The sequence below is a fragment of the Pseudomonas sp. P5_109 genome, assembly GCF_034009455.1.
GTDB lineage: Bacteria > Pseudomonadota > Gammaproteobacteria > Pseudomonadales > Pseudomonadaceae > Aquipseudomonas.
Genome location: NZ_CP125380.1, coordinates 3,640,745 through 3,656,534, shown reverse-complemented (window position 1 = coordinate 3,656,534; position 15,790 = coordinate 3,640,745). Strand labels below are relative to the sequence as shown.

Here is a 15,790-nt window from a genome sequence, read left to right as displayed (position 1 = left end):
TCAAACGTTGAGTTGGGTGAATGCGACCTTGGCCGGTCCCCTGATAGAACGACTCAATAAGCGTTTTTTAAAAGTTGTGCGGGAGACGGGTGTTTAAGCTGGATGGAAATGTCCAGCACCCACGGAAAAAACAATGCCACCTTTTCGTAACGTAACCTCTGCCGCGGGCTCTTCGACTGCACATTTTCAGGTTAACGATAATCGACCCGAAACCCGACTCTCCCATGAGTTTTCAAGGGCCAGGAATAACCCTGAGATCCTGCGCTTATTACAAAACGCCACAAGATCGAATGCTGACTTGCCGCCACCGGTATTGGCAGGTCCGACATTCCAATCTTCTGCAGATTTTGCCAATCAGGCAGGTCTCGATCGGGCGTGGTCTGCGCTCACGGAGCATTTGAGAACGACAACGCTGTCGGAGCAGGAAATGCTGGACATTCTCAGCAGCGGCATCTTGCAAACAAAGACAGGCCAGGTCCTTGCCGGATTACTTGCTGACGCGATGTTGCGCTCGATTCGTCCTGTTGGTGAGCTGACAAAAAGTCGGCTGCAAGTCATCGTAAAAGTAATTTGCGATCTACCGCCGAGTCAGTGGCAAACAGCGTTGGGAGAAAATATCAGGTTTCCAAGTGGGCAAAACGGGGAGGGCGTGACCGGGTTTATCCAGTCCCATTTGAATCGTTCAAGTGCACAGCGGGATGAGCGGATTGCAAACAATGAGTTAATGCCGGATGAGCAATGGCAGGCAATCAAGCAGATCGCCAAACAAGCCCGGAGCTATATTCGCGCAAGTGATGGCGCGCTTGATGGCAAACTGTTGATGCTTGAAGACCTGTCCAAGGTACGCCCCACGCCCCACAACGCGCACGAGGCATTGCGCGATTTCATTCACGAACTCAAGAATCCATCGCAAGTGGCGCGCGTTCGCTGGCCCGATGGGTTTGCGAAGACTGTCGAAGCTGTTCTCGCACAAATCAGCCCCGTCGAAGTCATTAAGCCGACTTGGTTCGAGTGGATCGTCGGCCCCAGTTGGCTCGATAGTTTTTCTCAGGGCGCCGGGACGTTATGGGCCCTGTTGAATCAGACAAAAGTGCAAGATGCGCGCGCCTCAGATGAGCGTGGGCCAACCCTGCTGTCGCACTTGCAGACCATTGAGCGCAACGCGGACTTTTACACAGCAGTCTCCACGAAAGGCCCGAGAGTGCCTGAAGGATTCGTTGGCAAGCTTTTATACGTGTGCAATGCGCTGAATACTGCCCGCCTACTGAGGCTGGACAGTAGCCACATTTCAACATCCCGTCCCAATCCTGAGCCCGGCAGTCACTCGAGGAGATCCGAACCGGGCGGCCACGCCTGGAAAAATGGTGCAACTGATCTTCCTTCCCGATCATTCACTCCAGCACCCGAGCATCCAGACGTTGTTACTCAAAGCCTCATGAACCAGATCTCGCCAGCGCAATTCGCCGCGCAAGTCGACGAGGTTGCAACCTGGCTCATCAACACCATCACGCCCTGGAATACCGCCTATGCCAGTGAGCTAGAGAAGGTTGTAGTCATGCTCGACCCACTGAAGATTCGGGTAGACAACCCAGCAGTCGAGCATTCTCACGCCAGTGCGATATGGAGCCGCACACCCGATATGGAGGCGCTGAGACAGCAACTGGGTGAGTGGCTCAGCAGGATGAGTGGGACTTTGATCAGCACGGGTGCTGCCGTAATAAGCCGAACGGGTGATTTGATCGAGCGCCATCCGCGTAGTGCCGTGGGCATCTTCGCGGCGTTCATGGGAATCAGCGGTCTTTACACCAACTGGTTTCAGCCTGTGCCTGAAATAATTGATCCTTCCCGGATAGGAGCACCCGAGCTTGAGGTCATGCCTGATGAAGCCGCGCTTATCTATGAAGCTATTCTTGAGGATGTAGAGGACCTATTTGAGGAACAACCAGATTTTGCGGCCGAGATTGCGCAGCGTGTCAGCCAGTCCGAGTACCTGGATCCGGTCGACGATCCACAATTGATAGAGGACGTAGAGGAGCTTCTACAACAATCCTTTCCGGATATGCCCGACATGACTTATCAGTCCATGCTCGCAGAAATGATGGAGCTGTCGACTTCAGATGTTGAAGGCGAGTCGGAGGATGACCTGGATGATGAAAATGTTATGGAAGCACAGGTCTTTGCTAACCCGTTTCGGGACAGCGAGGAAATGGCCGGCGTTCGTAATAAACGCGACGTAGAGGTCAACGTGGGGCCTAAGGGAGTATTTATACGCATTATCATAGCGAAAGCAGTCGTTGATGCGTCGAATCGACGGTTGCAGGAAGTCACTCCCGTGCAACAGCCTGATGAGGAAATTGCTCCGGGTGTAACAGTCGATCAAGCGGCGCAAAAAGTCATTGCCACATTTGAGGCTGCTCAGAAAATCTCGGACCCCTACAAGTTTCTCGCCGCCTCCATCAGCAATCTATTCGCTGAACACAGCTCTTTGCGGGATAAAGCGGCAGGAATTACAGCCAATACGTCTGTCAACGTTGTTTATACAAGCGTAAAACCATTTTCGCTTCCTCCGTTCAGTATTGAAGTAAAAAAATTCACTCTGGCGGAGGTGTGCATTGATGCTCATTTAAGGGGAAGTTCATTTAACGAACGGGTTGAGGTCGCGTGGCCGCAAGGTATGTCATCGGAATTAAAAGACGCCATTTCCTCGGCAAATTTCCAGGACGATTACAAAAAACTGATCAATGAGGTAATCAATCGTCCGGATGTCGCTGCGCTATGGAGGTTAAAAAAAGAAAAAGACGTGGAATTCGCGCTAGATAGCTACTTAAAGACTGAGACGCGTTCTACGGAAGGCGCCACCATCGCGAATGATTTTTTGAGTGGCGATCTTCACGGGGAACTTGTCTTCGCGAACTCTAAGGAAAGAAGGGAGCGATGGCCATTGAGCGATGCGATTTATCTTTCTGGCAAATCTGGTTATGGGTTATTGGTTTTATTGAATGAACGCAAAGTTGTCGAGGTGCCGAAGAGCTGGGCAGAAGGTGAAGAAAAAGCCTTTGTTCCTAGTGATTTGAAGAAAGACATTGCGGATCGAATAAGGATTGAAGAAAGTTATGGTCGTGTGGATGCCGATTACGAACCACAGTGGGCCTTTAAAGAGGGGGGGCGTTATTATTGGTCTTATGAACCACTCGTACCAAGCGGCCATCCGGATGAAAATATTATTGAAACGCTCTATAAAGTGCAGGTTGATAAGGTTCTATCGGACGTGGACGCGTTGGTATCAACAGGTTGGGAGCGTTTAGCGGACGGAGCGCTGGATGCTGCGGGCAAGTTACTCGTTGCACTTTCCATCGCCGTAGGTTTCGTACCGGTTGCTGGAGTGCCTGTATCCGCGGCGACTCGTGCTGCGGGAGCTTTCCTTCTAGGCTTGCCATCAACAGGAACGGACGCCGTACGTGCCATCCTGGCTGATGATCCCGCAACCAGAGAACTTCATGAAAAAAATGCAATGAGGGGCGTGATTATGGACTTTGCCGGCCCCTTGGCGAGCAAATTATTAGGTAGCGCCTTTACCAAGGTGGCGAATTCGAAGATTACACATAAAGTTTTGGAAATACTGGACTTGAAGCGCATTCCTCGCAGCTTGGCTAAACAGTTTAACGATATACCGAAATGGATACCTGCCAAAGTGAGGAGTAGTTCAAAAATCCAGGCTTTGAGGGACCGAAAATTCCGAAATCATAACGTTATTGATAAATTGAATCACCTGGCTGATGGGCCGCGCGTAGCGGAAAAACTAGCGAAACAAACGGGCGTTAGATATTTCGCCAATCCTCAATCTGGTTATGTTCACGAGGGTTTTCTTTTGCGTGGTGAAAAGTTTCGCAACGGGATGCCTACTTTTAAAGAAAACGCGGAATATGCTTTTGAACATGGCTTCGAATTAACCCATCCGATTAAAAATGTGAAACAAGTGAACGGCATGAAGGGTGGTTTTGGCGGCGGAAAAAATCAAGCAGACTGGGATGGTCGAGGAATTTCAACATCTCCTTATCTTTCCGAAGGAGGCGCAGGCGCGCATCACTATGGTGCGGGGAGACCAGAGGGGGGAATCACATACGTTATCGATGCCAGGGGCACACCGGGTTTTGATTTGTATGCGAATCGTAACTACGCCGACCGACCGCCAATAGAATTGGGTTCTAAACCGTTGGAGATTAACTTTGGGGAAAAAATTCCAGGATCGAGAGTGCTGGGTGCTTATGACAAACTCAATAAATTTTGGCCAAATCCGCTTGCGTTGCAGGAAGCCATTCGTAACAGCGTTCCCATCATGGACGGCGCTGTCCACGGCTTGGTAAAACCGTTGGTAAGGTTTGTAAACGTCACTTCGGCGGCGAAACCAGCGGTGTAATTGCCGGCCAGGTTTTGAAGCCACTCAAACCTGTCGAGAGCCCAAAGCTGTGACTACGCTTGCATGAGATACCTCGACAGGCATTCCCATGCAAGCGTTGCTTCAATACTTCAAGGCGATCATCAACCCCGGCCCCGGGGTGCTGTTGTTTGCCTTGCGAACCATGGCGGCCGGGTTGTTGACCCTGTACCTGGCGTTTTTGTTCGACCTGGACCAGCCCAAGTGGTCGATCATGGCCGTGGTCATCATCAGCCAGCCACTGGGCGGCATGGTGCTGGCGCGCAGTTTTGGCCAAGTCATCGGTACCACCATGGGGGCGGTCGTAGCGGTGACCATCATGGCGATATTTCCGCAGGCGCCGTTGCCGTTCATCACCACCCTGGCCCTGTGGCTGGCATTGTGCACCGCCGGTGGCACGCTGTTGCGCTACACCAGTTCCGGGGCATTCGTGCTCAGTGGCTACACCGCCGTGGTTATCGCGTTGCTGGCGATTCCCGATCAGGACGGCACCTTTTTGCTGGCGGTGACCCGCGTCACCGAAACTTTGCTGGCGGTTGCCTGCGTGTGCGTGGTCAGCCTGCTCACCGCCAGGCCGGAAGCCGTGGCCCGGGACTACTTCGCCAGGATCGATCAGATCACCCGGTTGCTGGCCACCCATGCCAGCGCCGTCATTCGCACCGAAGAGAGCGAGGCCGATTTCCAACAGCGGCAAATGCAGCTGTTGGGCCAGATCAGCGGCCTGGAGGGCGTGCGCCGGCACATGTACTACGATGCCCCGCGCTTGCGCAGTGCCAACGGTCTGGTGCAACTGTTAGGCAATCAATTGGTGCTGTTGACCGCGCGATTGACTGCCTTGCGCCATCAGCGGTTGCTGTTGACCGAGCGCTGGGAGGGCGAGTTGCCTGAGGAAATTCAACAGATACGCGCCGAAGAACTGGCGTTTCTTGATGAATTGGCGCAGCAGGGGCGCTCGCTGTCCAGCGAAAGGCGTCACTATTTCACGGTGCTGCAACAACGCTTCGATGCACTGGCCTACAGGGCCGAACAATTGACCGAGCCGCTGCCGGCCACCTTGCGCTCGCTGGCCTGGTCGCTGCGCTGGGAGCAGGCGCGCCTGCTGCAGCAACTCGAACAGATTCTGGAACTGAGTGATGCGATCCAGAGCGGCCGACCTGCCAGCAGCGTGTTTCGCGGGCGGGAAAACCCGCTGCACCTGGACTTCACCCTGGCGACCATGAATGCCATCCGGGCCTTTTCCGCGTTGTTGATCGCTGGCTTGATCTGGATCGAAACCGGTTGGGACGGTGCGCGAGGCGGGATGGTGCTGGTGGGCATCCTTTGCTCGCTGATGTCGACCTTTCCCCGGCCGTTGCTGGCCGTGCAAAGCTATGCCAGGGGATTTGGGCTGGCGCTGGTGGTCTCGGCGCTGCTGCAGTTCATGTTTGTGCCGATGATCAGCAATTTCGAGATGCTTGCCTTGCTGCTGGCGCCCTTGCTGTATGCCGTGTCGGTAGGGTTGGCCAACCCAGCCACAACGGGAACCGGCATTGGCCTGGGGCTCACGACCTTTCTGTTGCTCGGCCCGTTGAACGTGGGAATCGGTCAAAACACCGCCATCCAGTGGTTCGAGTTTGCCGGGGCTTATACCTGTGCGACGGTGCTGGCGCTGAGTGTCTATGCGCTGATCTTTCCGTTCAGGCCGGATCTGCGCATGCGCAGGCTCTACAAGGAGAACTGCGAGCAGGTGTACGCCTTGCTGAAGACCTCGGCGACCGACGAACAGCAGTTTGCTTTCGAGAGCCGCATGGTTGATCGCCTGACCATGATGTTGGGGCTGCTGCCAGCGACCCAGGAGCCGCAATCGCGTGAACTGTTTCAAGTCAGCCTGGGCTGTATGGCACTGGGTATTGCCCTGAATCAGCTCAGGCAGCAGGGACAGAACAACGCCTTGTTGAATCCCGATCTGCAAAGCCGCCTGTTTTCGACAGTCCGGGAAACGGGAAGGCTGGTCGCCGCCCGGCCCGGGGTCGAAGTGGCGCAGGTGCTGGATAACCTGCACACCCTGGGCGACGAACTGGATGCCTTGCATACCAATGTCCATGAGCACTTGTGGTCAGTGTTCCGTATGCGTGTGGCGCTGCTGATCGTGGTGTCGTTCGTCGAGCGTTATCGCGGTTACTTTCAACCCGCAGGCCTTGAAGGAGACCCTGTCCTTGCCCATTGATCTGGAAGTAGGGGGGGCCTATCTGCCCCCGATTGCCCAGGCGCTGCTGCTGGGTTTGCCGATTTTCCTGTTGCTGGACTGGACGTTGCGGCGCCTTGGCGTGCTGCAGTTCGTCTGGCATGAAGCGTTGTTCGAAGGCGCGCTGTATGTCTGTGTCTGCGCCACGTTGATCCTGGTGATGGGAGCCTGATGCCTTGAAGAACATCCTTTCCCGACTCACGACCGTCGCGGTGGTGCTGCTGGCCGTCATCCTGGGTTGGTTCGCCTGGGAGCACTACACCCGCGCCCCCTGGACCCGGGATGCCCGGGTGCGTGCCGATGTGGTGACCTTGTCCGCCGATGTTTCAGGGCGAATCGTCAGCCTGTCCGTGCAGGACAACCAACACGTGGACAAAGGCCAGGCGCTGCTGCAGATCGATCCGGCGCGTTACACCCTGGCGGTGGAGCATGCCAAGCGTGCCGTTGAAGTATCGAAAGCCTCGCTCGGACAAGCCCAGGCGGCCATTAGCGCCAGCGAAGCGTTGCTCAAGCAACGCCAGAGTGAGGAGCAACGGCGGCGCACGCTCAAGGATCGTTCGGCGATTTCCGGCGAAGAATGGGAGAAAGCCAACACCGATGTGTCGGTTGCCCAGGCTGACTTGCTGCGCAATCAGGCCAATCTGGTGTTGGCCCAGGCCAACGTGCAATTGGCCATCGCGGCCTTGACCCAGTCCGAGCTCGATTTGCAGCGTACCCATGTCGTCTCCCCGGTGACCGGCTTTGTCACCAATCTGCTGACCCGGGAGGGCGACTACGCTTCGGCCGGCGGCCCGTTGCTGGCGCTGGTTGACAGCGACTCGTTCTATGTCAGCGGTTACTTTGAAGAAACCAAGTTGCCGCGGATCGAGGAGGGTGACCGGGTCAAGATCGAGTTGATGAGTGGCGAGACGTTCGGCGGCAAAGTGCAGAGCATTGCCTTCGCCATTGCCGACCGGGAAAACCTGCCGGGCGGTCGCCTGCTGGCCAACATCAATCCCAGTTACACCTGGATCAAACTGGCGCAACGAGTGCCGGTGCGGATCGAGATCGATGCCGACTATGCCGGTAAGAAAAACCTCAGGGCGGGGACCACGGCCACTGTGACCGTCCAGGAAAACCGCTAACCCTTGTAGGAGCCGACTTGCCGGCGATGGGCTCAAGGGCGCCGCGTTTATCCAGTTTGCACACGTCATCGTTGACGACCATCGCTGGCAAGCCAGCTCCTACAACGGGCAGCAGGTCGCGCAATACCTGTAGGAGCCGGCTTGCTGGCGATGGGCTCAAGGGCGCCGCGTTTATCCAGTTTGCACGCGTTATCGTTGACGACCATCGCTGGCAAGCCAGCTCCTATGTATGGACTCGCCCCCACTGTCTACCCGCTTTTGAAAAACCGCTGCCCCGTTGCATCTATGTATTAGGCCTATTCGTGGAAGCCGTCTTCGGCTTCTGGCCAAAATTGGAAAAAGCTCGTGGTATGCCGATTACAGTCAGGCCTCGAAGGCCAGTAGGAGCTTAGGCATCAATCCACGCCGGTCTTACCTGGGGTCAATTTTTTTCAGCAGAGGGTCAGACGGTTAGTACCTCGGTGGCAGAACTCTGTCGCTCAGTGGCCCATCGTCGCTGGCTGGCCATCACCCGCGTGGCGACGATAAGTCTGGTCATTCTGTAGAAGCACCCAGACGATTCGCAGGTTGCGGTTGGCTAGCCTGATCGCAGCCTCCTTGCGGCCCAACCGGCTCATCCAGTGCAACAAGCGGCGGTCATCGGGTTGCTGGGAATCAGGTCGTAGTTGTTGCAGCACCGCATGGGCCCCCTGGATCATCAGGCTGCGTAAATAAGCATCACCTCGCTTGGTCATGCCCCCCAACCGGACCGTCTCCCCGCTGCTGTGCTGGTCAGGCACCATGCCAAAGTACGCGGCAAACTTGCGGGCATTGGGAAAGCGCTCAGGCTTGGTTTCCTTGGCCACCAGTGCCGTGGCAGTGACCGGGCCGATGCCGCGTACAGTCATTAGCCGCTTCGCCGTCATGTCAGCGTTGGCGGCCACTTCCAGGCGTCCCGTCAGTACGCTGATGCGCTCGCCCAAATGGCGCCACTCGGCCAACAGTTCGTCGATCAGTTCACGCAGCAGGCCCGGCACCGGTTGGGTGGCATCTTCCAGCACCCGCGGGATTTTCTGGCTGATCGCAACATCGCCCTGTGCCAAGGCTACGCCGTGCTCAAGCAGCAGGCCGCGCATCTGATTACTGAGGGCCGTGCGTCGACGCACATAGCCCTGGCGGGCGCGATGCAACGCCTGCATTGCCAGCGCCGCAACGCTTTTGACCGGTACTGCGCAGATTTTTTCATCGCGATTGGCCCGCAGAATCGCCAGCGCATCGTTGCGATCATTTTTAGGCCCGCTGCGATGTGTGGCCACCAAACCGGCTGGAAGAATCCGCACCGGATTGCCTTGCTCTTGCAGCTGCCGGGCCCAGGCCTGGGCACCCGGACCGGTCTCCATCAAAACCACGACATGCGGCGGCAACTGTCGGAGAAAATCATAAAACGCCTCGCGCGACTTGATCCGCTGCTCGTAGAGCACCTGGCCGAGGATATCTTCACCGGCGACCTGAAAGACCTGTTTGGCCAAGTCGACCGCCAAGGTTGTGCAGGCCGACAAATCGGAAGAAGACACGGATTGATCAAACGAACTATGATTTTTCATGGACTCGCCCTCGCTGTCGTTGGCTGTTTAGACTGCCACCGTGGCGCATTGACGCCTCGGCTTGGGCGAGTCCATCCAATTACAAGGCAGGCCGCGCAATACCTGTAGGAGCCGGCTTGCTGGCGATGGGCTCAAGGGCGCCGCGTTTATCCAGTTTGCACGCGTTATCGTTGACGTCCATCGCGAGCAGGCTCGCTCCTACAGGGACCGGGCAAGTTTCGGGCAAAAAAAGCCCCGCGACCGAATGAGACGCAGGGCTAAAAAATTGGTTGGTTACGGCCAACCAAAGGAGCGCTTTAAAACTTCAAGTCAGTTGCTCGCAACCGTCTCCGGCTGCCAGCCGCCACCGAGGGCCTTGTAGATCGCGACGATGCCGCGATACAGGTCGACCTCGGCCTGGGCCTGGGTGTCTTCGGCGGCCAGGCGTTCACGCTGGGCGTCGAGCAGCACGAGGAAATCGGTGTTGCCTTCGCGGTAGCGGATCTCTGCGAGGTCGGCGGCCGAGCGGCTGGACTCGCTCTGGCGAATCAACGAGATCAGGCGCTGCTGGCGTTTGCCGTAGTCGCTGAAAGCGTTTTCCGACTCTTCCAAAGCCAGCAATACTTGCTGCTCATAGGTCGCCAGGGCGCCTTCGGCATCGGCGTCGGCGCCGCGCAAACGGGCCTTCACACTACCCAGGTCAAACGCCGCCCAGGTGATGCTCGGGCCGAGTGCCCAGGCGTTGGCCGCCGAGGAGCCGATCTGCGAGCCGCGCCCGGCCGTAAAGCCAAGGAAGCCGCTGAGGCTGACACGCGGGAACAAATCCGCCTTGGCCACGCCGATACGCGCGGTGGCCGAGGCCAGCTTGCGTTCGGCACTGCGAATGTCCGGACGGCGCTGCAGCAGTTCACCCGGATCACCGATCGGCAGGGCCTTGGCGATCGCCGGCAGGTCTTTCGGGCTCAAGTCAACGGTCAGCTTGTCCGGACGTTCACCCAGCAGGGTGGCGATGCGGTTTTTCTGCCGAACCTGTTCAGCCTGCAGCTGCGGCACGCTGGCTTCGACCGAGGCCAAACGGGCATCGGCACGCTCGACATCGAGCTGATCGCCAACGCCGGCATCTCGCAGGCTGATGGTGATCTTGCGCGACTCCTGCTGGTTCTGCAGGTTGGCCAGGGCGATCTTCTCCCGCAACTGCGCACCGCGCAGTTGACCGTAGGAGTCCACCAGTTCGGCAATCATGCTGACTTGCAGTTGGTACAGATCGGCTTCAAACGCCTGTTGCTCGGCGTTGGCCGACTCCAGGTTGCGCTGGATACGGCCGAACAGGTCGATCTCCCAAGCCATGTCCAGGCCCAGGTCGTAGCGTTCGCTGTTGACCCGGTCGGTGGTCTGGCCCGGAATCTGGCCTTTGCCCAGGTCACTGCTGACGCGGCTGGTGATGGTCGGCATGGCGTCGTTGCTGACGTCATCGCGGATCGCCCGCGCCGCTTTCCAGCGGGCGAAGGCGACGCGCAGATCGCGGTTGCCTTGCAGTGATTGCGTCACCAACTGGTTGAGGGTCGGGTCTTCGAACTGCTGCCACCAGATGCCTTCGAAACGTGAACGGTCAAAGTTCTTCTGGCCGGCCGCACCATCGGTGGCGGTGGTGATGTTGGCCGGTTCAAGGGCTTCGGTCTTGTAGTCCGGACCCACGGCACAGGCGCTCAGGGCCAGTACCAGCAGGCTCGGCAGGAAGGCTTTCAAACTCATCAATGCGACTCCAGCTTCAGGGTGGCCTTGGCAGCTTTGCGCTTCTCGCCGCGCTCGACAAAGTTACGAATCAGGACGTAGAACACCGGCGTCAGCAATAGACCGAAGAAGGTCACCCCGAGCATCCCGGAGAACACCGCTACACCCATGGCGTGGCGCATTTCGGCGCCGGCACCGCTGGAGAACACCAGTGGCACTACACCCATGATGAACGCGAAGGAAGTCATCAGGATCGGCCGCAGACGCAGGCGGCAAGCTTCCAGGACCGCTGCCAGCGGGTTCATGCCTTCAAGCTGTTTATCCTTGGCAAACTCGACGATCAGAATCGCGTTCTTACAGGCAAGCCCCACCAACACGATCAAACCGATCTGGGTAAAGATGTTGTTGTCGCCACCGGAGGCAATCACGCCGGTAATGGCCGACAGCAGGGTCATCGGTACGATCAGGATCACCGCCAGTGGCAGGCTCCAGCTTTCGTATTGAGCCGCCAGTACCAGGAACGCCAGCAGCACACAGAGCGGGAACACGAACAGCGCGGTGTTGCCGGACAGAATCTGCTGGTAGGTCAGGTCGGTCCATTCGTAGGTCATGCCGTTGGGCAGTTCTTCCTTGAGCAGTTTCTCGATGGCTTTTTCGGCCTGGCCGGAGCTGTAGCCGGGGGCTGCCGCACCGTTGATTTCAGCGGTGATGAAGCCGTTGTAGTGCATCACGCGGTCCGGCCCCGAGGTATCGCTGACCTTGATGAAGGTCGCCAGCGGGATCATCTCGCCTTTGTTGTTGCGCACTTTCAACTGGCCGATCTGGTCGGATTCGAGGCGGAACTGCTGCTCGGCCTGAACGTTGACCTGATAGGTGCGACCGAAACGGTTGAAGTCGTTGGCATACAGCGAACCCAGGTAGATCTGCAGGGTGTCGAAGATGTCGCTGACGGCCACGCCGTGGGTCTTGGCTTTCTCGCGGTCGATGGCGGCATCGACCTGGGGCACGTTCACTGTGTAGCTGGTGAACAGGCCGGCCAGTTCCGGCACGTTGTGGCTCTTGTTGATGATGTTCATGGTTTCCTTGTACAGCTCTTCGTAGCCCAGGTTGCCCCGGTCCTCGATCTGCAGGCGGAAACCACCGATGGTGCCCAGGCCTTGTACCGGCGGCGGCGGGAAGATCGCCATGTAGGCTTCCTGGATGTTCGCGTACTGGCCGTTCAAGGCCCCGGCAATGGCCCCTGCGGACATGCTCGGGTCTTTACGTTCGTCGAACGGCTTCAGGGTCACGAACACAATGCCGGCGTTCGGGCTATTGGTGAAACCATTGATCGACAGGCCAGGAAAGGCCACTGCGCTTTCCACGCCAGGCTGTTTCAGCGCCAGCTCGGACATGCGCTTGATCACGTCTTCGGTACGGTCAAGGCTGGAGGCGTCCGGCAGTTGCGCGAAGGCCACCAGGTATTGCTTGTCCTGGCCGGGTACGAAACCGGTCGGGGTGCTGGAGAAACCGAAGAAGGTCAGGACCATCAGGCCGGCGTACAGCAGCAGGGCGATACCGCTGGAGCGGATTACACGGGCAACGGTGCCGACATAACCATGGCTGGCCTTTTCAAAGAAGCGGTTGAACGGACGGAACAACCAGCCGCCAAACATCTTGTCCAGAATCCTCGAGAAACGGTCCTTCGGTGCGTCGTGGCCTTTGAGCAACACCGCAGCCAGTGCCGGCGACAGGGTCAGCGAGTTGAAGGCCGAGATCACCGTCGAAATCGCAATGGTCAGGGCGAACTGCTTGTAGAACTGCCCCGTCAGGCCGGAGATGAACGCAGCCGGCACAAACACCGCACACAGCACCAGCGCCGTGGCAATGATCGGGCCGGTGACCTCACCCATGGCTTTTTTGGTCGCTTCGACCGGCGTCAGTCCGAGTTCAATGTTCCGTTCGACGTTCTCCACCACCACGATCGCGTCGTCCACCACGATACCGATCGCCAATACCAGGCCGAACAGCGACAGGGCGTTGAGCGAGAAGCCGAACAGGTGCATCACGGCAAAGGTACCGATCAGCGAGACCGGCACAGCGACCAGCGGAATGATCGAGGCGCGCCAGGTTTGCAGGAACAGGATCACCACCAGCACCACGAGGATCAGCGCTTCGAAGAGGGTGTGAACCACCGCCTCGATGGAGCCGCGCACGAAGATCGTCGGGTCATAGACGATGCTGAAGTCCATGCCTTCAGGGAAGCTCTTCTTCAGTTCGGCCATTTTGGCCCGCACTTCGTTGGAGATCTCGATGGCGTTGGAGCCGGGGCGCTGGAAGATCGGGATCGCCACCGCCGGCTGGTTGTTCAGCAGCGAACGCAGGGCGTACTGGCTGGAGCCGAGTTCAACCCGGGCGATGTCCTTGAGGCGAGTGATTTCACCGTTGTCGCCAGAGCGAATGATGATGTTCTCGAACTCTTCCTCAGATACCAGACGGCCCTGGGTGTTGACCGACAACTGGAAACTCTGGGCATTCGGGGCAGGGGGCGCGCCCAGTGCACCGGCGGCCACCTGACGGTTCTGTTCACGAATGGCGGTGACAACGTCAGTTGCGGTCAGGTTGCGCGAAGCGGTCTTGTTCGGATCGAGCCAGACACGCAGCGAGTAGTCGCCCATGCCGAACAGTTGCACGTCACCCACACCGCCCAGCCGCGCCAGCTCATCCTTGATGTTGAGGATCGCGTAGTTGGACAGGTAGAGCATGTCGTAGCGTTTGTCCGGCGAGGTCAAGTGCACAACCATGGTCAGGTCGGGCGACGCCTTGTCCACGGTGATACCGATGCGCGTCACTTCCTCGGGAAGTTTCGGCTCGGTGCGGGTCACGCGGTTCTGCACCTGCACCTGTGCGTTGTCCAGGTCGGTACCCAGGGCGAAGGTGATGGTCAGGGTGATCTTGCCGTCGGCGGTCGACTGCGAGGACATGTACAGCATGTTCTCGACACCGGTAATGGCTTGCTCCAGTGGAGCGGCCACGGTTTCACCGATGACTTTCGGGTTGGCACCCGGGAAGTTGGCGCGGACCACTACGGTCGGCGGCACCACTTCCGGGTACTCGCTGATCGGCAGCTGGAACAGCGAGATCGCACCGGCGATCAGGATCAACAGCGAGAGAACCGCTGCGAAGATCGGCCGCGAAATGAAGAATTGGGAAAAATTCATCGTAAAAATCCCTTAACCGCGTGGGGTCGTGGCAGCCAGTTTCACAGCCGTGCCCGGTGCAACCCTGGCAGGCGCGACTTGGGGCAGGTTGCTGGCTTCCAGCGCTTGGCGTTGTTGTGCGAGTGCCGCGAGGGTCTGTTCACTGGCCATCGGAATCACTTCAGGGGTGACCGGTGAACCCGGGCGTACCCGTTGCAGACCCTTGACGATGATCGTGTCGTCCTTGTTCAGGCCGCTGCGCACGATGCGCAAGCCTTCGATCTTCGGACCCAGTTCCACTGCGCGGTAGGCAGTCTTGTTGTCGGCATCCATCACCAGCACGAACTTCTTGCCCAGGTCGGTGCCGACGGCTTCGTCGTTGATCAGCATGGCGCTGTAGGTGCCGCTGCCCACCAGTTTCAGGCGTGCATAGAGGCCCGGGGTGTAGCTGCCATCGCTGTTGTCGAACACGGCGCGACCACGGATGGTGCCGGTCTTCGGGTTGACCTGGTTGTCGACGAAGTTCATCACGCCCTGGTGCGGGTTGCCGTCCTCGTTGGACAGGCCCATGTAGACCGGGGTGGCGGCGCCGCGTTTGCCCTGGCGAGCGAGCTCGGTGTACTTGAGGAACACACGTTCGTCCGCGTCGAAGTAGGCGTACACCTTGTCGGTGGAGACCACGCTGGTCAGCGGGGTAGTGTCCGCGGTCACCAGGTTGCCGGCGGTGATTTCCGCACGGCTGACGCGGCCGCTGATCGGTGCAGTGACGCGGGTGAAACTCAGGTTCAGCTTGGCCAGATCAAGCTGTGCTTGCAGGGCACCAACAGCGGCGCGGGCTTCCTGGGCGGCGCTGGTACGCGAATCGGCCAGCTCGGCGGAAATGGCGTTGCTGGTACGCAGGCGTTCACCGCGCTGGGCTTCGTTTTCGCTGCGGGTGGCATTGGCGCGCGATTGGGCGACCAGTGCTTCGAGGCGGCGGACCTCAGCCTGGAACGGACGCGGGTCGATCTGGAACAGCAGGTCGCCTTTCTTGACCAGTGCACCTTCAGTGAACGCCACCTCATCGATCTGGCCGGAGACCCGTGGACGAATCTCGACAGTTTCCGGGGCTTCGAGGCGCCCGGTGAATTCGTCCCACTCGTTGACCGGTTGTTCCAGCACCTTGGCCACGCTGACCTTGGCTGCTGGCATCGTGGCGGCGGTTTCCGGGACCTTGCCGCAAGCGCTGAGCACCACTACGGCCAACAGAGCCAACGGGAAGCGCAAATGTTTGAGTGACTGTTCCATGGATGCATCCGCCAATGTGTTGAGATTGGCGAATGATGCGCGGCGGGTTTGTATCTCACGAATCGAATGGGGCGAAGGTAACTATCATTCGGAATGATATAAGAGCCGAGCCAGCCCTCTAGCATGCACCTTTGATTAGCGGGCTATCAATCAGATCGATGGAATTTCTGTGTTGCTGAAAAAGCATCAATAGGACTTGAGACCGAGGTGCGGCCATCGCGAGCAGGCTCGCTCCTACAGTGGATCTC

The 15,790-nt window shown here is 58.2% G+C and carries 8 protein-coding genes; 4 read left to right on the top strand and 4 right to left on the bottom strand.

Translation table 11 applies throughout. The features are described 5' to 3' along the window. Positions 1–133: 133 nt before the first annotated feature. From QMK54_RS16350 to QMK54_RS16335, 4 genes are all read left to right on the top strand, one after another. Positions 134–4,417: a hypothetical protein gene (locus QMK54_RS16350; RefSeq protein ID WP_320400879.1), complete on the top strand. Its 4,284-nt coding sequence runs from the start codon at positions 134–136 to the stop codon at positions 4,415–4,417. An 88-nt stretch (positions 4,418–4,505) separates the two neighbouring features. Then, complete coding sequence (locus QMK54_RS16345) at positions 4,506–6,641, top strand: FUSC family protein (protein ID WP_320400878.1); 2,136 nt, start codon at positions 4,506–4,508, stop codon at positions 6,639–6,641. Then, on the top strand, positions 6,631–6,831 hold the full coding sequence (locus QMK54_RS16340; protein WP_008001544.1) for a DUF1656 domain-containing protein: 201 nt from the start codon (positions 6,631–6,633) through the stop codon (positions 6,829–6,831). Before QMK54_RS16345 ends, QMK54_RS16340 begins: the two co-directional genes overlap by 11 nt. Positions 6,832–6,835: 4 nt before the next feature. Beyond that, positions 6,836–7,783, top strand: a complete 948-nt coding sequence (locus QMK54_RS16335) for an HlyD family secretion protein (protein WP_110658425.1) — start codon at positions 6,836–6,838, stop codon at positions 7,781–7,783. A 479-nt stretch (positions 7,784–8,262) separates the two neighbouring features. Here QMK54_RS16335 and QMK54_RS16330 read toward each other — a convergent pair whose 3' ends face one another. The 4 genes from QMK54_RS16330 to mexE all read right to left on the bottom strand — a co-directional run bounded on the left by QMK54_RS16330 (position 8,263) and on the right by mexE (position 15,542). After that, positions 8,263–9,321 (bottom strand): IS110 family transposase, encoded by a 1,059-nt coding sequence (locus tag QMK54_RS16330; RefSeq protein WP_320402920.1) that lies wholly within the window; start codon positions 9,319–9,321, stop codon positions 8,263–8,265. Between the two features lie 354 nt (positions 9,322–9,675). Then, the gene (locus tag QMK54_RS16325; RefSeq protein ID WP_320400877.1) at positions 9,676–11,097 is read right to left on the bottom strand and encodes a TolC family protein; all 1,422 of its coding nucleotides are present in this window, start codon (positions 11,095–11,097) and stop codon (positions 9,676–9,678) included. After that, positions 11,097–14,276, bottom strand: a complete 3,180-nt coding sequence (locus tag QMK54_RS16320) for an efflux RND transporter permease subunit (protein WP_223588804.1) — start codon at positions 14,274–14,276, stop codon at positions 11,097–11,099. The genes QMK54_RS16325 and QMK54_RS16320 overlap by 1 nt, the downstream gene beginning before the upstream one ends. Before the next feature lie 12 nt (positions 14,277–14,288). Beyond that, positions 14,289–15,542, bottom strand: a complete 1,254-nt coding sequence (gene mexE / locus QMK54_RS16315) for a multidrug efflux RND transporter periplasmic adaptor subunit MexE (RefSeq protein ID WP_320400876.1) — start codon at positions 15,540–15,542, stop codon at positions 14,289–14,291. Positions 15,543–15,790 lie beyond the last annotated feature (248 nt).

What these genes read in the sequence shown, in the direction of transcription:
- QMK54_RS16345 (WP_320400878.1), top strand. Translation starts at nt 4,506, where the DNA reads ATGCAAGCGTTGCTTCAATACTTCAAGGCGATCATCAACCCCGGCCCC.
- QMK54_RS16325 (WP_320400877.1), bottom strand. Translation starts at nt 11,097, where the DNA reads ATGAGTTTGAAAGCCTTCCTGCCGAGCCTGCTGGTACTGGCCCTGAGC.
- QMK54_RS16350 (WP_320400879.1), top strand. Translation starts at nt 134, where the DNA reads ATGCCACCTTTTCGTAACGTAACCTCTGCCGCGGGCTCTTCGACTGCA.
- QMK54_RS16320 (WP_223588804.1), bottom strand. Translation starts at nt 14,276, where the DNA reads ATGAATTTTTCCCAATTCTTCATTTCGCGGCCGATCTTCGCAGCGGTT.
- mexE (WP_320400876.1), bottom strand. Translation starts at nt 15,542, where the DNA reads ATGGAACAGTCACTCAAACATTTGCGCTTCCCGTTGGCTCTGTTGGCC.